Annotated in this window: 18 protein-coding genes and 1 pseudogene; 7 read left to right on the top strand and 12 right to left on the bottom strand. The window is 68.0% G+C overall.

Annotated elements, in window-relative coordinates:
- Nucleotides 1-161 precede the first annotated feature (161 nt).
- The 3 genes from ABD340_RS32930 to ABD340_RS32920 form a co-directional block, all read right to left on the bottom strand.
- The gene (locus ABD340_RS32930) at nt 162-830 is read right to left on the bottom strand and encodes a haloacid dehalogenase type II (protein WP_344594309.1); all 669 of its coding nucleotides are present in this window, start codon (nt 828-830) and stop codon (nt 162-164) included.
- Between the two features lie 411 nt (nt 831-1,241).
- On the bottom strand, nt 1,242-3,761 hold the full coding sequence (locus ABD340_RS32925; protein ID WP_344594308.1) for an excinuclease ABC subunit UvrA: 2,520 nt from the start codon (nt 3,759-3,761) through the stop codon (nt 1,242-1,244).
- Between the two features lie 143 nt (nt 3,762-3,904).
- Complete coding sequence (locus ABD340_RS32920; RefSeq protein ID WP_344594306.1) at nt 3,905-4,435, bottom strand: pyridoxamine 5'-phosphate oxidase family protein; 531 nt, start codon at nt 4,433-4,435, stop codon at nt 3,905-3,907.
- 497 nt (nt 4,436-4,932) lie between these two features.
- On the opposite strand from ABD340_RS32920, the gene ABD340_RS32915 reads away from it, so the two are divergent.
- Nucleotides 4,933-5,817, top strand: coding sequence for a DUF2268 domain-containing putative Zn-dependent protease (locus ABD340_RS32915; protein ID WP_344594305.1), 885 nt, complete (start codon nt 4,933-4,935; stop codon nt 5,815-5,817).
- A 10-nt stretch (nt 5,818-5,827) separates the two neighbouring features.
- On the top strand, nt 5,828-6,586 hold the full coding sequence (locus tag ABD340_RS32910) for a MerR family transcriptional regulator (RefSeq protein ID WP_344594303.1): 759 nt from the start codon (nt 5,828-5,830) through the stop codon (nt 6,584-6,586).
- Nucleotides 6,587-6,818: 232 nt separating this feature from the next.
- Here ABD340_RS32910 and ABD340_RS32905 read toward each other — a convergent pair whose 3' ends face one another.
- Nucleotides 6,819-7,415, bottom strand: coding sequence for a TetR/AcrR family transcriptional regulator (locus tag ABD340_RS32905; protein WP_344594302.1), 597 nt, complete (start codon nt 7,413-7,415; stop codon nt 6,819-6,821).
- Between the two features lie 167 nt (nt 7,416-7,582).
- Between ABD340_RS32905 and ABD340_RS32900 the strand changes: the two genes are divergently transcribed.
- A complete protein-coding gene (locus ABD340_RS32900) occupies nt 7,583-8,542 on the top strand; it encodes an alpha/beta hydrolase family protein (RefSeq protein WP_344594300.1) in 960 nt (319 codons plus the stop codon).
- Between the two features lie 201 nt (nt 8,543-8,743).
- On the opposite strand, the pseudogene ABD340_RS32895 reads toward ABD340_RS32900, so the two are convergent.
- Nucleotides 8,744-8,902, bottom strand: a pseudogene (locus tag ABD340_RS32895) (Tn3 family transposase); the annotation flags it as partial.
- Nucleotides 8,903-9,170: 268 nt separating this feature from the next.
- On the opposite strand from ABD340_RS32895, the gene ABD340_RS32890 reads away from it, so the two are divergent.
- Both ABD340_RS32890 and ABD340_RS32885 read left to right on the top strand, forming a co-directional pair.
- Nucleotides 9,171-9,902 carry a dienelactone hydrolase family protein gene (locus tag ABD340_RS32890; protein WP_344594297.1) on the top strand — a complete coding sequence of 244 codons (732 nt, stop codon included), beginning with the start codon at nt 9,171-9,173 and terminating at the stop codon, nt 9,900-9,902.
- Between the two features lie 1,001 nt (nt 9,903-10,903).
- Nucleotides 10,904-11,125, top strand: coding sequence for a hypothetical protein (locus tag ABD340_RS32885; RefSeq protein ID WP_344594296.1), 222 nt, complete (start codon nt 10,904-10,906; stop codon nt 11,123-11,125).
- Between the two features lie 168 nt (nt 11,126-11,293).
- Here ABD340_RS32885 and ABD340_RS32880 read toward each other — a convergent pair whose 3' ends face one another.
- The 4 genes from ABD340_RS32880 to ABD340_RS32865 all read right to left on the bottom strand — a co-directional run bounded on the left by ABD340_RS32880 (nt 11,294) and on the right by ABD340_RS32865 (nt 14,217).
- The gene (locus ABD340_RS32880) at nt 11,294-11,968 is read right to left on the bottom strand and encodes a recombinase family protein (RefSeq protein ID WP_344594295.1); all 675 of its coding nucleotides are present in this window, start codon (nt 11,966-11,968) and stop codon (nt 11,294-11,296) included.
- A gap of 199 nt (nt 11,969-12,167) precedes the next feature.
- The gene (locus ABD340_RS32875) at nt 12,168-12,380 is read right to left on the bottom strand and encodes a hypothetical protein (RefSeq protein ID WP_344594293.1); all 213 of its coding nucleotides are present in this window, start codon (nt 12,378-12,380) and stop codon (nt 12,168-12,170) included.
- Nucleotides 12,381-12,601: 221 nt separating this feature from the next.
- Nucleotides 12,602-13,777 carry an epoxide hydrolase family protein gene (locus ABD340_RS32870; protein ID WP_344594291.1) on the bottom strand — a complete coding sequence of 392 codons (1,176 nt, stop codon included), beginning with the start codon at nt 13,775-13,777 and terminating at the stop codon, nt 12,602-12,604.
- A 257-nt stretch (nt 13,778-14,034) separates the two neighbouring features.
- A complete protein-coding gene (locus ABD340_RS32865; RefSeq protein ID WP_344594290.1) occupies nt 14,035-14,217 on the bottom strand; it encodes a hypothetical protein in 183 nt (60 codons plus the stop codon).
- A gap of 109 nt (nt 14,218-14,326) precedes the next feature.
- On the opposite strand from ABD340_RS32865, the gene ABD340_RS32860 reads away from it, so the two are divergent.
- Nucleotides 14,327-14,914 (top strand): CGNR zinc finger domain-containing protein, encoded by a 588-nt coding sequence (locus ABD340_RS32860; RefSeq protein ID WP_344594288.1) that lies wholly within the window; start codon nt 14,327-14,329, stop codon nt 14,912-14,914.
- Between the two features lie 138 nt (nt 14,915-15,052).
- On the opposite strand, the gene ABD340_RS32855 is transcribed toward ABD340_RS32860, so the two are convergent.
- The 3 genes from ABD340_RS32855 to ABD340_RS32845 all read right to left on the bottom strand — a co-directional run bounded on the left by ABD340_RS32855 (nt 15,053) and on the right by ABD340_RS32845 (nt 16,621).
- On the bottom strand, nt 15,053-15,499 hold the full coding sequence (locus ABD340_RS32855) for a PspC domain-containing protein (RefSeq protein WP_344594287.1): 447 nt from the start codon (nt 15,497-15,499) through the stop codon (nt 15,053-15,055).
- Nucleotides 15,500-15,822: 323 nt separating this feature from the next.
- Complete coding sequence (locus ABD340_RS32850; protein WP_344594285.1) at nt 15,823-16,158, bottom strand: DUF4158 domain-containing protein; 336 nt, start codon at nt 16,156-16,158, stop codon at nt 15,823-15,825.
- Nucleotides 16,159-16,378: 220 nt separating this feature from the next.
- Nucleotides 16,379-16,621, bottom strand: a complete 243-nt coding sequence (locus tag ABD340_RS32845; RefSeq protein ID WP_344594284.1) for a hypothetical protein — start codon at nt 16,619-16,621, stop codon at nt 16,379-16,381.
- Here ABD340_RS32845 and ABD340_RS32840 point away from each other — a divergent pair.
- Nucleotides 16,620-17,138 carry a pyridoxamine 5'-phosphate oxidase family protein gene (locus ABD340_RS32840; RefSeq protein ID WP_344594283.1) on the top strand — a complete coding sequence of 173 codons (519 nt, stop codon included), beginning with the start codon at nt 16,620-16,622 and terminating at the stop codon, nt 17,136-17,138. The genes ABD340_RS32845 and ABD340_RS32840 overlap by 2 nt on opposite strands.
- Nucleotides 17,139-17,345: the final 207 nt, after the last annotated feature.

The following is a 17,345-nucleotide window of genomic DNA, read 5'->3' as shown; positions in this document are numbered from 1 at the left end:
AGCCCTATGCCGACCGGGTTTGCCCGCCACTGGTGACCAGGATGATAAGAGCGGAGTGCGGGAGACCGTCACGCTCTGTTCTGCGGGAATCCGGGGCTGAACTGCCCCGGGCTACCCGACCCGAGAATCTCAACTCGCCATGGAGGGATTCAACGGCGATCTCAGATGCCTAGTATTTCTACCACCCCGGCGAGGGACGTTACCTCGTAGGCGTGATAGAACGGCGCTGACGGCTCGTTTCCTCTGTTGAGGTACACCGTGTCTCTCACGCCGAGGTCGGTCGCTGACTGCAGGTCGTAGCGCGGGCTGGACGACACGTGCATCGTCTCCTCCGGCCGGCAGCCCAACTGCTCGTACATGAACTCGAATGCGCGCAGTCTTGGCTTGTAGGCCTGCGCCATCTCTGCTGTGTACACCGCGTGGAACGGCGCGCCGAGCTTCCCGGCGTTCTGATCGGCGTGTCCGTTTGCGGCGTTGGAGACGATTACGAGAGGGAAATGCCCAGCGAGCTTCGCGAGAGGCTCCGGGACATCGGGGTGGGGCCCCCATTCTGGGATCGCCGCGAAAATCTTGGCGGGGTCGCTCGGCCGGAACTCGACTCCGGTGCTATTGCAAGCCCGTTCGAAGGATCGAGCGATTACCTCATCATAAGGTCGCCAATCGCCCATCGCTTCATCGAGCTGGTAGCAACTGAACCGGTGGAGAAAGATGTCCAGCGTCTCGGGCGGGGCCACATCCTTGATCACCTCTCTGGCGGCGGGCACGATGGCGAAGTCCGTCAGAGTTCCGTACATGTCGAAGGTGATGAACTTGGGGTCAGGACCGCTCAACGGACTCTCCTTATAGAAGGTGGCTCTTTCAGCAGCCGCCACAGCGTGCCGAATCAGCCTTGCTCATGTGCCAACCGACCCGGCTGACCGGTCATTCCTCGCCCCAGCGGGCAGTTGCGCCGGATCCCGATCAACATCGCCGCTTCCTCCCACCCTCTCCTGCGGGGACATCACCCTGGCCCCGGCTCGCCGGGTGGCGTTCCGCGCAGGCCGCGTCTCGAACTCAGCCCGAAGGAGTCCGCGCTCCCTGGAACGCCTGCTCGCCCCACCAGGGCGGCCCCAGCTCATCATGGCCAAGACCCGGCACAAGAACCCCCGCACCGCTCCGTCGGCGATCTCAGGCGGGCGCTCGTCCTCTGAGGAGGCGCGGACGACGGTGCAGGACGTGACGCGAGACCGCGCGCCGGCCCCTCAGCAGCGCGCGCCTTCCCGCGCCTCCAGGAGCGGCAGGCCCGCCGCGTACCGCCGGAAGAAACCGGCGGTCGGGGTGTCCGCCATCGCGACGGCGTCCGGGGTGCCCTCGGCGACCACCGCACCCCCGTCCGGACCGGCTCCCGGCCCCAGGTCGATCACCCAGTCCGCGGACGCGGCGACGGGGATGTCATGTTCGGCCACGACGACGGTGTTGCCCGAGTCGAGCAGCACATCGAGCGCATCCACCACGCGCTGGATGTCAGACGGGTGCAGGCCCGAGACGGGCTCGTCGAGAACGATGAGGCCGGCCTTGCGGCTGGCGGCACCGCGCTGGATCGCGGACGCCAGCTTCAGCCGCTGCGCCTCACCGCCGGACAACTCTGTGGCGCTCTGGCCGAGTTGGAGATAGCCGAGCCCGACCTGGTTCAAGGCTCCCAGTGTCTCCGCGAGCTGCCGGGGCTCGGAGAACTGCTCCACCGCCTCGGCGACGGTCAGCTCCAGCACCTGGTCAATGGCCAACCCCTGATACGTGATCTCCAAAGCCTCCGGCTTGTAACGCCGACCCTCGCACGCGTCGCAGACCACCCACACGTCCGGCAGAAAGTGCATGTCGACCAGCCTGCGGCCATGACCGGTGCAGGTCTCGCACCGGCCGCCGCCCGCGGTGTTGAAGCTGAACCAGGAGGCGTTGACCCCGCGTCCGCGCGCCACGCCGGTCCCGGCGAACAGCTTGCGGACAATGTCGAACGCCTTGCTGTAAGTGGCCGGGTTGGACCGCGGCGTCCGCCCGAGCGGCTCCTGATCGACGACGGCCACCCAGCCGAACCCCTCAAGACCGGTCACCTCCCGCACCGTGTCGGTCGCCGTCCCGTTCAGGGCGGCCTCCACGCTCGTCCCGAGCGCGCCGAGCAGGCTGCTCTTGCCGCTGCCGCTCACCCCGGTCAGGCAGGTGAGCCGACCGGCGGGGAGACGCACCAGGTCCGCGGCCACGTTGTGCGCACGCAGGCCGTGCAGCTCCACCCAGCCGGTGCCATCCCCGGCCGGGCGGCGGGTCCGACGCAGCCGCGGCCCCTCACCCGCCAGATAGCGCCCGGTCAGCGACTTCGGGTGGGCGGCCGCGTCGGCGGGAGGCCCCGACACCAGGACCTCACCGCCGAAGCGGCCCGCGCCGGGCCCCACGTCGATCACCCAGTCGGCCCGCGCGATCAGCTCAGGGTCGTGCTCGACGAGGAGCACCGTGTTGCCGGCCTCGCGCAGCTCCAATGCGATGTCGAGCAGGTGCGCCTTGTCCACTGGATGCAGGCCGGTCCCGGGCTCGTCCAGGACGAAGATGATGCCGCTGAGCTCGGTGCCGAGCTGCGCGGCGAGCCGGGTCCGCTGCAACTCGCCCCCGGACAGCGTCGCCGCGCTCCGGGACAGCTGGAGATGGGCCAGGCCGAGCCGGTCAAGGATTCCGAGTCTGCGGCCCAGGTCCTGCAGCAGCGGCCCGCCCACCTCCTCGTGCCGGGCGTCCAGGCCGTCCGCCACGCGCTTCGCCCAGCTGCGCACCTCCCGTACTTCCACCTCGACCAGGTCGGGGTAGGTCAGCCCGCCGAGCCGCACGGACCGGGCCACCTGGTCGTACCCGCTGCCGCCGCAGGTGCCGCAGGGCTGCTTGCGCATGTACGGCAGGTAGCGCTGCTTGGCGCTGGAGGTCTGTGCGTTCACGAACACCCGCTCCACCTCGGCGAGCGCGCCCCGCAGCGGCTGACTCGAGGTGTAGGTCATCAGGGCCGTCTCCTTCTTGTTCGGCATGTCGACGGTCGCCTCGATCTTCTCGTCACCCGTGCCGTACAGCACGCAGTGGCGGAACTCCTCCGGCAGCGACTCCCACGGCCGGCCGAGGTCCACGCCCCGCTTCTCGGCAAGCGCCGGCACGAACGCGTGCTCCCCCGACCGCCACTTCGCGTACCAGGGTGAGGCCCCCTCGAAGAGCGGAAGCTGCGGGTGGGTGATGACCAGGTCCTCCTGCGCCTGCCAGCGCCCGCCCACCCCGTGGCAGTCCGAACAGCCCCCATCCGGCGTACCGCGGTCGAAGTGAGCGGTCGTCAGATGCCCGTCGCCACGCTCCACCGCCGGGTCCGCGCCGATCCCCGGAAGGCGCGAGTACAGCAGCCCCAGATGCCCGTCGATGCCGGTGATCGTCGCGACCGTGGAGCGGGGGTTGCGGTTCAGACGGCGCTGGTCGACCGCGAGCGTCGCGCCGAGACCCAGGATGCGGTCGACCTTCGGCCGGTTGCGCTGGGTGATGTACTGCCGTACGAACGGCGAAAGCCCCTCCAGATACCGCAGTTGGGCCTCGTTGTGCAGGGTGTCGATGGCCAGCGAGGTCTTGCCGCTGCCGCTCACCCCGGTGAAGGCGACGAGCCGCCCCTTGGGGATGCTCACGGACACGTCCCGCAGATTGTTGGTACGAGCCCCTACCACGTCGATGGTCTCGCGGCCCATGCTCGCGACGTCCCGTACGAATGCCGTCAACTTTCGTCCACCCTCTCGCGACGCAGCAGGACAGGGGCGGAGAGGCCCCCGCCCCTGCCGAACAAACCGATCACGCCACTACGCGGCGGCCGCTTCACCAGATCTCATCAACCGGCCGTTTCCGATGCGGCCCGTGCCATCGATCAGGACTGGGACGCCGCAGTGAGCTTTGCGAAGTCGGGGGCGTAGACGCTCATCCAGTGCGGGTGCAGCCGGTAGTAGACCACGTCGTTGTCCCAGTCGAAGAGGTCGTCGCCGTAGAAGTCCTTGAAGTACGCGAGCAGGTCCGGCCAGTCCGCGGCGGGCTCGCCGTCCTGGGGGTTGAGGATCTCCACCGTGCCGTGCGTGAACACGCCCAGGTCCTCACCGCGCATGTGCGCGGCACTGGTGGCGGACCGGGCGGCGAGGTGGCGGGCCTTGGCGGCCCCGCGCGCCGTGCCGAAGTGCCACTTTCCGTGCAGGAAGTGCCCGTCCACGCCGCTGATCCGCGGTTCGCCCTTCGCCGTCACCGTGGACAGGGCGAGGGTGCGCATGCCGGTGAGGACCTGGGTGAGCCGCTCCGCGGTCAGTGTCCTCTCGGTGTTGATGATCGAGCGGAGATGCGAGGTGGAACGGGAAAGGGAGGCGTCCAGGAGGGCTTGCAGCTCTTTGAGTTCTTCTCGCGTTTCGCGCATCGCGGTCCTTGTCCATCCGTAGGGCTTGGCCCACGCCGCCATCGGCGCCGACCGGTGAAACCATGCTGGCCCCAAAACCTGACATCTTGTGTCGGGTTTTTTTCATCCGTCTGCGGACACCACCGGTGGGCCCGGCCAGCGTCCTTCTCTCGAACGTGTCCCCAGCCGTCAGGTAGGCCTCCGGGGAGGGGCGGACCGGATTTTGGCGGTGCGCCATAAGGGGCCCCACTCGGGTCGGCGTCACCACGGGCAAAGTAGCTCCATGTGACGGGTTAGGTTGCGATCGCCGGTCATCGCGGTCGCGTTGTTGTGCCTGTCGGGTCGACTGCACGACCGAGGAGCTGCGCACACTGGAACAACGGCTGACCGAGTTGTGTGAGTCCATCGCAGCGGCGAACCGCCGGTCATGATGGGACTGAATGACGGCATGCCCGTACTTCGATGAAGAGCGCCGCTGGTTTGACCTTGACGCTGCGTCAACTTCTAGCATCGGGGCCATGTCGATCACTGTTCTTGATACCTGCTCCGCCATGAGGCGGATCCTGCTGGCCCCGGTCGCGGACCGCGTTGACCTGCTGCGTTCGATGCTGGAGCCCACCAGGGGCATGTACCGCTACCACCCCGGCGAGGTCGACCTGCCGGCCATGCACCTCGAAGCGTCCGGGTTCCCCATCGACCGCGACGAGGAGCGCTGCCTCGACGCGCTCGAAACCCTGGCGGCGGCCGGAGCCTGGGAGCGGATGCAACGCGCCCTCGACGACGCTCTCACCGTACTGCTGGAGGCGACGCCGGGGCTGGGAGCCCCGGACATCACCGTGCTGTTCGTGCTCGGCGATCCGGGTGACGAGCACTTCATGGGTCCCTGCCAAGGAGTGACCGGGTTCGGCGGCATCTCGGGCCACATCGTGATCACGCTCTGGCCCTTCCCTGAGAACGTGGAGCGGCTGGAGGCCACCTCCGTGCACGAACTCCACCACAACCTGCGGTTCGGCCCGGGCGGGGTCGTGTGGGACCCGGTGACCGTCACGGTCGGCGATCACATCGTCTCCGAGGGCCTGGCCGACGCCTTCGCCCGGCAGCTCTACGGCGACGAGCTCGGCCCCACCCGCATCGGCGTGCCGCACCTGCACGACGACGAGATCTTCGGCAAGGTACTCACCGGGCTCGACGTGAAAGGCATGCAGAACTTCACTGCCTGGGTGCACGGCGACCCCAGCGCCGAGCGCTTCGGCCTCACCCCGGTGGGACTGCCGATGGGCGCCGGGTACGCCGCGGGCAACCGGCTGGTCGACACCTACCTGGCGGCGACCGGGCAGACGGCGGCGCAGGCCCTGCACGCCGAAAGCTCGGAGATCATCGCAACCACGCTCCGCCGCAGGTAACACCGGAACGATGGAGTGGACGATCCAGGAACTCGCGACGAGGGCCGGCATCACCAGCCGTACCCTGCGTCACTACGACCGCTTCGGACTCTTGGCCCCATCCCGGGTCGGCGAGAACGGGTACCGCTACTACAACCCCACCGCGGTCGCCCGGCTACAGCGGATCCTGCTCATGCGCCGGCTCGGCATGGGCCTGCCGGCCATCGCCGAGGTCCTGGCCGACGATGTGGACACGTGCGACGGGCTCCGCGCCCACATCGCCGCACTGGAAGAGGAACGGGATCGCATCGAACGGCAGATCCGGTCTGTGCGTCACACGCTCGAGGCCCTGCAGGCGGGGGCGGAACCGCGGATGGACGTCATGTTGGCGGGCTTCAACGACCGCTACAAGGACGAGGTGATCTCACACTGGGGCGAGCGCGCGTTCCAAGTGAGCAACGACTGGTGGCACGGCAAGACCCTTGACCAGCAGCAAGCCTGGAAGCAGGCCACCGAAGACCTCGTCGCCGCATGGGTCGCCGCAGCGAAAGCCGGGGTTTCTCCGACATCGGAACACGCTCAGTCACTGGCTGCCCGGCACGTCCAGTGGCTGAGCCAGATCCCGGGTACCCCCACGGCCGAGGGCGACCGGGAGCGCTCGATCGAGATGGTGAAAGGCCTGGGGGACATGTACGTCGACGACCCCCGCTTCGCCGGCATGTACGACGACGCCGCGGGGGCGACGTTCGTCCGCGACGCACTGCGAGCGTACGCGCGGACCCGGATGTAGCTCGTGTTTCGCAGAAATATCGTCGTAGGACTGCGTACGACCCCGGTTCTCGGCAACCCCCTGGCCTGGTTCCTCGGCCTCACCTCCTCCTTCTTCGCCCCGCACGCGGACGGCAAGGTCTCGGGGCTGTTCACGCTGGAGTCCGCGGCGGCGATCGGCGCTGCGGCGGCCCTGCGCTGCCGGCGGCCGCAACGCGGCCTCGGCGACGCGGCGGCGTTCCTGCCCCGGGCCGTCAGGCCGATTGAGGACGCCGCAGCCCTTCGAGGAGGAGGTCGATCAAGCGCCGGGGGTCATAGGACGGGTCGCTGTCGCGTCCGATGCAGAGGTTGCCGATGCCGCGCATCAGTTCGTAGGGCTGTATGCCGGGCTTGATGGCGCCGGCGTCGGCCGCGGCGTCGAGAAGTTGGGCGCTTACGGGCAGCAGGCGGTCGATGAAGTAGGTGTGCAGCGTGGCGAAGCGGTCGCTGTCGGACTGCAGGGCGTCGGCCAGTCCGTGCTTGGTGACCAGGAAGTCGACGAAGAGGTCGACCCACTGGCGCAGTGCCTCGAACGGGGAGTCGGCACCGGCCAGGAGGCTCGGGCCCGCCTCGGCGCATTCCTCGATCTGGTGGTGGTAGACGGCGGTGACGAGATCCGCCCGGGTCGGGAAGTGGCGGTAGACCGTGGCCATCCCGACGCCCGCCCTGGCCGCGATCTGGCGGATCGGCGCGTCGACGCCGGAGGTGACGAACACCTCGGCGGCGGCGGTGAGCACGGCCCGCTGGTTGCGCTGCGCGTCGGCCCGCTTGCTTCGGGTCGACGCCTTCCCGCTGGGGCTCTCGGCGGTCATCACGTCTTCCTTCCAACGCCCCTTGACAAAACGGAGCAACGTTCCGGATATTAATTGGAGCGGCGCTCCACTTCAGCTTAGCCGAAGCGGGACGCCCCTGACCGCCTCGTCAGTCGCCGGTCGACCGAGACCGGCGGCAGGGGCCACAGAAGGGCAACCAACGCATCATGAGCGCATCCACCTCCACCACCGACACCTTGGGCTCGCCCCTCCCGGTCCTGTCCTACAGCCCGGTCGTGCTGCCCGTACCCGGACGTCCCGTGGACCTCCAGATCCGTGTCACCGCGCCCGAGACCGGAACCGGCCTACCCGTCATCCTGCTCTCCCACGGCCAGGGCCCCTCGAACAACCTTTCCTCGCTGAACGGCTACGCGCCGCTCGTCAACTTCTGGGCGGCACACGGATTCGTCGTCATCCAGCCCACCCACCTCACCTCCAGGACGTTGAGCCACCTGGTCGCCGAGGCTCCCGGCGCCCCCTTCTTCTGGCGCTCGCGCGCCGAGGACATGAGCCACATCCTCGGCCGGCTCGACGTGATCGAGAAGGCCGTGCCACTGCTCGCCGGGCGGATCGACCACACCAAGGTCGCCGTCGCCGGACACTCCTTCGGCGGCTTCACCTCCAGCCTCCTGCTCGGCGCCCGGGTCACCGACCCCGACAGCGGGGAGGAAGTGAGCCTCATCGAGCCCCGGATCAAGACGGGCGTGCTGCTGGCCGCGCCCGGCAGGGGCGACGTCCTCAACGGGCCCATGGCCAACGCGCTGCCGGTCCTCGGGACCATCGACTTCTCCACGATGACCACACCCGCGCTGGTCGTCGCCGGCGACGAGGACGACTCCCGGCACTTCACGGACATGGGACCGGACTGGCACGCCGACCCCTACGCCCTCGCCCCCAGCCCCAAGTCCCTGCTCACCCTGTTCGGCGCGGGGCACGCACTCGGCGGGATCCCCGGATACGACGTCGCCGAGACCACGGACGAGAACCCCGAGCGAGTCGCCGTCGTCGGCCGACTCACCGCGGCCTACCTCCGCAGCCGACTCCACCCCGGTGACAACGCCTGGCAGGCCGCACGCGAGGCGCTGGCGACAGGCCCCGACCCGGTCGGACGGGTCGAAACCAAGTAGCCGCCTGCGGGCACGACCTGCACGGGCGGTCCGCGCCGTCGCCGACCGGCCCGACTCTCCGCCCTGAACGACTGGCTGATCGCATGGCGGGCCGCCTCACCCTCGTACGCTGTGCCGAGGGGATCAGGACTGGCGGGCCAGGCGGACGCCAGCAGCCCGGGCTGGGAGCATGACGGCCCCCACCCGGGCCCCGGCGTCCCCCTCAGAGTCACAGTCGTCGGCGATGACGCCGCGGTTGCCGAACCCGAGCCACTGGGAGAAGCCGTTGAACGCCTCGACCTTGTTGGTCGCCGCGGTCACCCGCCGCCGCAGCGGGCCATCCGAGAGGTAGCGCAGCCGCAGCACGGTGCGGATCATGCGCTAAACGGCCCTCCACTCAGGCCCGGAGCCCTTAACTACACGGCCTCGGCCCTTGGCGAGCGGCTCGGTGGCATCCGGCCACGGAGCCTCCGCAAAAACCTGTTGGCGGACCACGGCGACCACTGCTACTTTTCCGGAGGCCGTGCCAGAGAACGAGGAGGTGGTACCCGTGAACGCAGTATCGACATGGGTGCTCCCCTCCGGGGTCACGGTCGGGCGATAGGTCGTCCGGGAGCGCCGTTCAAGAGCACTCCCGAAAGGCACGACCATGCAATTCACCTCCGAGCAGCGTCTCGACGACGGCGTCCTCGAACGCGGATTCACTCTCGGCGAGATCCCCGGCATCCTGTGGACACCCGGATCCGCATCCGCACCGGCGCCGCTGATCCTGATCGGCCACCCCGGCGGACTGCACAAGATGTACCCCCGGCTGGTGGCCCGGGCCCGGCACTCCGCGGCGGACGGCTTCGCCGCGGCCACCATCGAGCTCCCCGGAAGCGGTGACCGGCCCCGTTCCGCCGCCGCCGAGCAGGCCCGCGCCGACCTGCGCCGGGCGCTGGAGGCCGGCGAGCCGGTCGACGAGGAGATCGTCGACCGGCTCGTCCTCCCGCTGGTCGAAAAGGCGGTCCCGGAATGGCAGGCCGCCCTGGACGCCCTCCTTTCGCTGCCCGAGATCGGCGGCCCGGTCGGGTACTCGGGGGGAGTGATCGCCATCGGGATCCGGCTGGCGGCGGTCGAGCCGCGCATCTCGGCCGCCGTTCTGTTCGCCGGGAGTTTCGTGCCTCGCGCCCTGTTCGAGGAGGCTCGCCAGGTCACCATTCCGCTGCACGTCCTGCTGCAGTGGGACGACGAAGGGAACGACAGGCAGTCGGCCCTGGACCTGTTCGACGCCTTCGGCTCCAAGGAGAAGACGCTGCACGCCAATATGGGCGGGCACACCGGCGTCCCCCAGTTCGCGGGGGACGCCGCGGCCCGGTTCTTCACCCGGCATCTGAGCTAGCCGCCGACCACCCCCGTCGTCAGGCCGACAGCAGACGGTAGGCGGCGCCGGCCAGGACGCCGCTCATCGAGGACAGGTCCCGGCCCTCCTCGATGGCGGTGGCCAGCAGATGCACAACCGCCCCGATCGCGGCGGTACCGGCCGGTCGGGGCGGCGCCTGGCCACCAGCGCCTCCATCGGCTGGGACCACGCCGTCATGCACTCGGTCCGTACCTGCCGATCGCCGGCAGGCGACCGACTCGACCACCAGCACCTGGGCCGGGCCGGGGCTGGCGGCCGGCCGTCTGCGAACCAAGCGCGACATGGAGCACCACGCCAAATCCCACACCGAATGCTCGTCACAGGCCGTAGTGATTACTCCGCAGGGCTACTTGGGTCTCCTCGCAGCTTCCCGAGTGGAGGTCCTGAACGACCATGATCGTTCTCAGTGCCAACCGCCGCGCTTCTTGCTGGTGCCGCAACTGCGGGCGGAGTTGGAGATGAGGACGCCCCTCGATCGCGGTCCCGGCCGCATCTGGCAGCGGGCGCGGCGCGCGAGGCCGGCGAAGCCGCCCAGGCCGGGTCGGTCATGCCCGGTGCAGTACCGCGCAGCAGGAGCTGCAGAGCCAAATGGACGCCCTGTACCAGGCGGGGGGTGACCCGATTTTCTCGGAGAGGATCAGCACAGGTGTGAAGGTGCGGCCGGAGTTTCACCAAGGCGATGGACTTCGCCCGCACCATCAAGACGGCGGTTCCGCATCAGCAGGTGATCTTCACGGCGCACGAGATGAAGCGCCTGAAGCGGCGCGGCCGAACGGGTGACCCTCGCCGAACAGCTGCGGCGGGCCGAAATCCAGCTTGAGCTGCTCATCGGCCCGCCGCAGGGTGTGTGTACGACCCGCGCGGAGACGGGGCCGCGCTGTTCGCGCCGGGATGGCCGAGTCCGAACACGAGTACATCTGGGAGAAGCCGCTGGAGGGCCAGGCCTCGGCACGCGAGCGCGGAGGCCACGGCGCCGGAAGGTGTCCGGCGACGACATGGCGGCCTACACCCGCAGCCTGCGCGCCCGGGGCGTGTCCGTGCCGGAGATCAAGCTGGCCATTCCCACCGGCAAGAGCAAAGGCCGCCACCCGACGCTGGCCAGCGTCTATCGGGTCCCGGCGTCGGTGCCTGACCACTCTGGCGGCGGGCGCGCGGCCGAGCTGGATCACTCTCATCGCCCTGGGGCTCAGGCGCTCTCATGAGCACCGTCGTGGAAGGGACACCATGTCGGCGCGGGAGAAGGCGTAACGGCCCAGGGAGTTGAGGTGGTCGTACTGGATCGGCGACGGCCGCGCGCACACCTCATCGGTGACCGGGAACCCGTGCTCGCGCAGGTGGGCTCGTTCTGCTCTGCACGCCCGGCAGACCCCTCAGTGGGTGGATTGCATCGCAGCGAAGTCGGTGTGGGCCTGTTCGATGGCTTCGGGGTAGGTCTGGGCCTTGTCGTGTTCGGCAAGGGCGCGGTAGGTGCTGGCCAGTAAAGGGTTCTGTCCGCGGCGTTTGCCGGTGGGGATGATGAGGTCGCGGCGGATGTCGTCGGTGATGACGTGGGGGCGGCCGCCGTGGTGGCCTTTGCGGGCGGCGGCGTGGAGGCCTTCGAGGGTGGCTTCGCGGATGTTCTCGCGTTCGGTCTCGGCCAACGCGGCGAAGAAGGCGAGCAGCATCCGGCCCGGTCCGGCCGGGTCGTAGATGCCAGCGAGTGGTCCGGCGAGCATTTCCAGGACCAGGTCGTGGGCGGTGAGTTCGGCGGCGTCGCGGCCCCGCCGCTTCATCTCGTAGACGGTGAGGATGACGCGGCAGTGCGGGGCGTGCGCCTTGATCTGGCGGGCCAGGGTGAGCGCGGCCTCGAACTGCGGGCGAACCTTGACCCGGGTGGAGATCTTCTCGAAGAAGATCTTGTCTCGGGGAATGCCGTGCGCGGCGAGCGCGTGCAGTTGCGACTGTAGTTCCTGGTGAGGGAGGAGCAGCGGGCGTACCCGATGCGGATGTCGGCGGTGACCTGGTCGGGGTCGACCGGTGCGGGGGGTGCCGGGGTGGTGACCCACAGCAGCTTGGCCAACCGGGTCACCTTCGTGAACCGGCCGGTGTCCCGGCCGCCGCGCCCGAACGCGACCGGCACGGCGATCCGGGCTTGGATTCGGGCGTCGCTTCCGGGGCGGCGCTCGCGTTCTGGGAATCGACCGTTTATGAGAATGATCGATCGTGCGGATCCGGCCTCTGGATTCGGAGGAGGGCTGCGGCGGGTCAGCGGGTGGCCAGATCGAGCATGAGGACGTCCAATAGCGGAGCGCCGGGCCAGCCGGGCCGCGGCTGGGCGGTCTTGTGCCAGCCCCATTTGGTGTAGCGCTGGTAGGCGTGGCGGACCCGCAGGGTGGCGCGTTGTTCGGCACGGGGGCGCAGGAGCTCGTCGTGCAGGGCGTAGGCGATGTCGCGTCCGGTGCAGGACTTGCAGACCATGATCTCGCTCGGGGCGAAGGTGCGGGTGCCGTCCTCGGCGGTGAAGCCGGGTTCGGTTTCCAGGCCGTCCCACCATGCGGTCTCGGGGCCGACACAACGATGGGGAAGAAGCCCACGAACGCTACCGCAAAAGTTTTTAACCGAGACCCCTCGCCGCGCACAGCGTTCGACGCGCAGCTCAGATTGCCGGACTTATTCCGAGTCCCGGCACCCAGTCGCGTTCACCGATTAGCGGCCAGCACTGCCGCGAGGCCTTCTTGTAGATCCTTGACGAAATACTCGGGAACCTCCAGCGACGGGAAGTGTCCCCCGGTTTCGGGCGACCTCCATCGGACGATCTGTCGGTACCGCTCCTGTGCCCAGGCGCGCGGACACTTCTCGATGTCGCGGGGATACACAATGATTGCCGACGGGACGTCGACCCGAAGTTCGGGGTCGAGCGAGAGGTGGCTTTCGTAGTAAATGCGGGCTGACGATGCGCCGGTCCGCGTCAGCCAATACAGGGTGACGTTGTCAAGAATGCTGTCTCTGGAGATCGTCTCGAACGGGCTATCTTCGGTATCTGTCCACTCAGCGAACTTGTCAAGGATCCAGGCGAGAAGCCCGACTGGTGAGTCGACGAGCGAGTAGCCGATGGTCTGCGGTCGGGTCGCCTGCTGCTTCGCGAACGCCGCGCGCTGGCCGCCCCAGAAATCGCGGGTTTCCTCGGTCCATTTCCGCTCGGCCGCCGTCAGCCCGTCCGTTGTCAACCCGGGCGGTGCCTGCGCGGTCGTTGTGTGGATGCCGAGAACGTGCGCCGGGAACCTGCCGCCGAGGACCGTGGTGATCGGGCCTCCCCAGTCGCCGCCGTGGGCTGCGAACTTGTTGTAGCCGAGCCTTCCCATCAGTTCCACCCATGCGGCCGCGATCTTTTCGGTTCCCCACCCGGTGGTGGCCGGCTTGTCGCTGTAACCAAAGCCTGGCAGCGACGGGGCCACGACGTGGAACGCCGGCGCGTCTGCGTCTTTCGGGTCTGCCAGCTCGTCTACTACATCGATGAACTCAGCAATGCTGCCTGGCCAGCCGTGCGTCAAGATCAGAGGAGTGGCATCCGCGCGCGCGGATCGGCGGTGTAGGAAGTGGATTCCCAGGTCATCGATGGTCGTGCGGAACTGGCCGATCCGGTTAAGGCGCGCTTCGAACGACCGCCAGTTGTACCCGGTGCGCCAGTAGTTCACGACATCGACGAGGTCGGCGAGCGGAACGCCCTGTTCCCATCGGCGAGGGTCGGGCGCGGCGCGATAGACCGTCTCGGCCTCCGGTAGCCGCGCCGCGGCCAATCGCGCGCGCAGATCGTCGAGGTCAGCGTCAGTTGCGTGGGCTTCAAATGCTTGCACGCCGCTGGTTGGACGGGGCATGAGACCTCCTGGCCATCGTGGAACCGGCTAAGGCGGTTCTAGCATGTCTTCATGCCAGCGTGCAACCAGCCAACCCCGGTCTTTCATGAAGGTCGCTGGACCGGGGCGTTTGCGGCGTTACCCGTGACCAGGCTCTCTGGGTGCACTGGCGGGCATGGCGGGGTGCCGGCTGGCGCTGCCGGGCTACGGGTCTCTGAGGTTCCTCGTGGGTGGACAGGGTCTGGTCAGGCGGGTTGCGATGTTGACGGAGATCGCGGCTACCCAGGGCCAGGTTTCGGGTACGCCCGTCGCCTGCGGGCGCCGAGAGTGAGTCGGCCTGGGACGTGCAGGAATCGGTAGCCCATGGCCTTCGGCTCGCACGCGGCCAGGACCTGCGCGTCGCCGGTCAGGGCGAGCAGTCGGGTCCAGGCGACCAGGTCGGCGGCGATCTGGGTGAGCATCACCAGGTGGTGCTGATCGCGAACTCCCGCGACGGGAACCGGCCCAGCCCCGAGTCTTTGGCGTGCCGGATGCGGTCCTCGAATGGACGATCGAGGCTAAGGTGGTTCCATGCGTGCTGGCTTCCCTGACTTTCGCCTCGGTAACGTGCTGGCGACCAGCTTCACGGGGACTCTGACGGAGCGTCATGGCAACGCTGTGGAGCGCATTCCCACGCCGCAGCGACTCGTCGACTGGCTGGCAGTGAACGGCCTAGCCGTGGACTCCTGCACCACCGCCCAGCTCGAACTCGCTCGGGAACTGAGGGAAGCCATTCACGCGGCCGCGACAGCGACCGCGATCCAAGACGCTCTCCCTGCGTCCGCTATCCAAATCATCAATGACTGCAGCATTCAGGGTCGGGCCGCGGCTATCCTGACGCCTGAGAGCAATCGTCAATGGCGACTCAGCTCGGCTTCCTGCGTAGAAGATGCCCTAAGCGTAATCGCCGCCGACGCGATCAGCATCATCGCAGGCGAACGAGACGGAAAAATGGCCTTGTGCGCATCGCCAACCTGCCAAGCCGCCTTCTTCGACACCAGTCAAAGTCGCACCCGCAAATGGTGTGACATGAACACGTGCGGGAATCGTCAGAAGAAGGCGCGCTTCAATGCCAACCGGCGCAAGAACGGGACTGCGGAACGGACGGGTGTCATCTGATCTGGCTTGCCCGGGAGGGCGGGCCTGGAAGGAGGGACTGATGCACGAGCAGGTGTCAGTCTGACCGGATCGTGCATCAGTCCCATGAGACCTAAATGGCGCGGTGATTGCTCTGTGGCATGGGTGTTCGCCGTCTGATCAGCGTTCCAGGTGGGGCGCACGGAGCCTCGCGTACTCGGCGCGCGTTGCGACAGGCTGCAGGAACACGCTCAACCCGAGGCAGACGAGGATCGACGGTCCGAACACAGCCAGCATGGGATACCCGTCGCCTACGGGTGCGAGCAGAGCGCCTGCGAGGAACGAGATGGCAACGTAGAGGCCTCTGGCCCACGCGACGGAGAGTCCTTGTGCTGCGGCGATTCCGTTGCAGACGCCCGAGCCACTTGCCTTATCGGACGCGACGCCACCCGGGGCGTCCTGTTTCCGTAGTTTTCGGGACCGCTTCGTCAATCTCCGTAGCACGGCCGGCCGCATCCGCTCGAGGGTCGATCGCATCAGGTCTTCGCTGATGACGTCACTCTGGATGGAAGTGAGGTGGTCGCCAATTGACACTTTGAGGTCGCGCAGGCTCTCGTCCTGATCCACGTCTCCTGAGAGCGCATATCTCGCGTCAACGAGATACCTCAGGAGCAGCTGGTGCGCACCGGGGGTGAGGAGGAAGGTGGCCTGATGCCCGGTCAGTCGCAGATCTTCTTACCGCACGGTCTTCTAGGTCACATGGGATAACTCCGAGATCCTGCGCGTCAGCGACACGGCCGCGATTCACCTCCAGCTCCTCGCACGCTGCCAACCCCTCGACGGCGGCGCCCAGAGCACCTCTGCGGTCCCGGCACAGCGCAAGGCCCGCCGCGAGTACGCGAACCGCGTCAACGCCCTCCCAGCGGCTACAACCGGGACCGTGATCATTCTCACCCGATAGCCGCTGTACCGATGTTCCCCAAGGCCGGCCCCAGGACACTCCGCGGTTCCTTGCCATGCCCCTTGATCGTCCTGCCGCCGAAGTCGTAGAACGCGATCTCGGACGCCGGCGCCTTGACCTGTCTGGCCACGAACCCCACGGCCTCGTTCGGCAGATCCGAACGGCCACGCGGGAACCGGCCCCTCCACGGCAGGTACTCCGCCATGACCGCGAACCCCAGACGCGTCGCCCGGTCTTGTTCCGCAGCAGCGCCAGATCGTCGGGCAGCAACGTGAAGTGCTCGACGAGCCCGTCCAGGTCCAATGACGCAGGAGCCACAATCCAATACTGGACGTAGCAGACGGCCCCAGAACCAGCGGATCGCCCCCCCCTCTCAGCTACCTCGCCCCTGGTGCGGCGGCCCTTAACGGCACCCCGTAACGGATCAGCGCGGTCAGCTTCGGGGCTTGAGCAGCAACCGAACGGGCAGTCACGTTAAGGAGCCCGGCGGGCGCCTCTTATCGTGATTGGCCGTTCTGATGCCGATGGCCTACGGAGCTCTCTGGTCAGCCGATGAGGTTCACGGTGCGGCGGAAGGTGGTGGCGGCGGCCTCCAGGTCCGCAAGGGTCTTGCGCCAGTCGGCGGTCTTTTCTTCGTCCATGTCGACCCAGTTCTGCACGGCGAACTCGCGGGCGAACTCGCCGACGTGTTCGGCGGTTTCACATTCCGGGTGGTCGCTCTGCCGCTGCGAGGGTGCTGTCGCGCTGAAGCCCAGCTGATGAAGTGCCGTCGTGGGAGACTTGATCATGCCTGTGACCAATCCGTGGCTGGCCGGCCTGGCCCCCAAGAAGCGGCTCGATCCAGAGCGTCTGGAAGAGCGCATACTCAACCTCCTGTCGTCGCAGAACATGTGCGTGCTCGCGACGGCGGGCCCCGAGGGACCACTGGCGACTCCAGTGCGGTACTTCCATCTCGACTTCACACTGATCTTCACCGCGGCAGCCAGTTCACCGAAGATGCGCAACCTCGCCGCCGACCCCCGAGTCTCGGTGGGGCTGTTCGCTCCACTGGTGGGGCAGGCCAGCAGCCGAGGCGCACAGGTCTTCGGCCGGGCTCGCGTACTGTCTGACAACGACCCGGGCTTCGCGCACTACTGGCCGGCGATCCGGTGGCAATCCGATCATGTCGAGCGTTCACGTTCACTCGACGAGCCGCCCTCGGGACCTGTGGTCGTGGTCGAAGCCGAGCGCATCGTCTATACCGAGCACTGGCTGCGGCGCGAGGGTTTCGCGCCGCGTCAGTTCTGGACCAGGTCGAAGGGATAGGGGACGGTGCAACTTGTGACCGGGAGTGCGGTCAAGGGGCCTGCCGCTCGATCTCGCGGTTGATGTTGCCCAGGCCCGCGAGCGGCCCGTCGTGGATCACCTCCACCTCGGGGACGAGCCCGGCATTGATCGCCGTCTCCAGGTAGTTGCGGGCATCGGGCAGGCTGCCCTCACGTTCTTTGTCGGTCAGCTCCTCCCCAGGTCGGG

Source organism: Actinomadura vinacea (assembly GCF_039532545.1).
Classification (GTDB): Bacteria; Actinomycetota; Actinomycetes; order Streptosporangiales; family Streptosporangiaceae; genus Spirillospora; species Spirillospora vinacea.
Note: the sequence above shows the minus strand (reverse complement) of the source record. Positions and strands in the feature narration are given on the sequence as shown.

Bases quoted from the DNA above. Each gene is read 5' to 3' on its own strand.
- ABD340_RS32920 (WP_344594306.1), bottom strand. From the start codon at position 4,435: ATGCGCGAAACGCGAGAAGAACTCAAAGAGCTGCAAGCCCTCCTGGAC.
- ABD340_RS32915 (WP_344594305.1), top strand. From the start codon at position 4,933: ATGTCGATCACTGTTCTTGATACCTGCTCCGCCATGAGGCGGATCCTG.
- ABD340_RS32910 (WP_344594303.1), top strand. From the start codon at position 5,828: ATGGAGTGGACGATCCAGGAACTCGCGACGAGGGCCGGCATCACCAGC.
- ABD340_RS32905 (WP_344594302.1), bottom strand. From the start codon at position 7,415: ATGACCGCCGAGAGCCCCAGCGGGAAGGCGTCGACCCGAAGCAAGCGG.
- ABD340_RS32900 (WP_344594300.1), top strand. From the start codon at position 7,583: ATGAGCGCATCCACCTCCACCACCGACACCTTGGGCTCGCCCCTCCCG.
- ABD340_RS32890 (WP_344594297.1), top strand. From the start codon at position 9,171: ATGCAATTCACCTCCGAGCAGCGTCTCGACGACGGCGTCCTCGAACGC.
- ABD340_RS32875 (WP_344594293.1), bottom strand. From the start codon at position 12,380: ATGGTCTGCAAGTCCTGCACCGGACGCGACATCGCCTACGCCCTGCAC.
- ABD340_RS32870 (WP_344594291.1), bottom strand. From the start codon at position 13,777: ATGCCCCGTCCAACCAGCGGCGTGCAAGCATTTGAAGCCCACGCAACT.
- ABD340_RS32865 (WP_344594290.1), bottom strand. From the start codon at position 14,217: ATGCTCACCCAGATCGCCGCCGACCTGGTCGCCTGGACCCGACTGCTC.
- ABD340_RS32860 (WP_344594288.1), top strand. From the start codon at position 14,327: ATGCGTGCTGGCTTCCCTGACTTTCGCCTCGGTAACGTGCTGGCGACC.
- ABD340_RS32840 (WP_344594283.1), top strand. From the start codon at position 16,620: ATGCCTGTGACCAATCCGTGGCTGGCCGGCCTGGCCCCCAAGAAGCGG.
- ABD340_RS32845 (WP_344594284.1), bottom strand. From the start codon at position 16,621: ATGATCAAGTCTCCCACGACGGCACTTCATCAGCTGGGCTTCAGCGCG.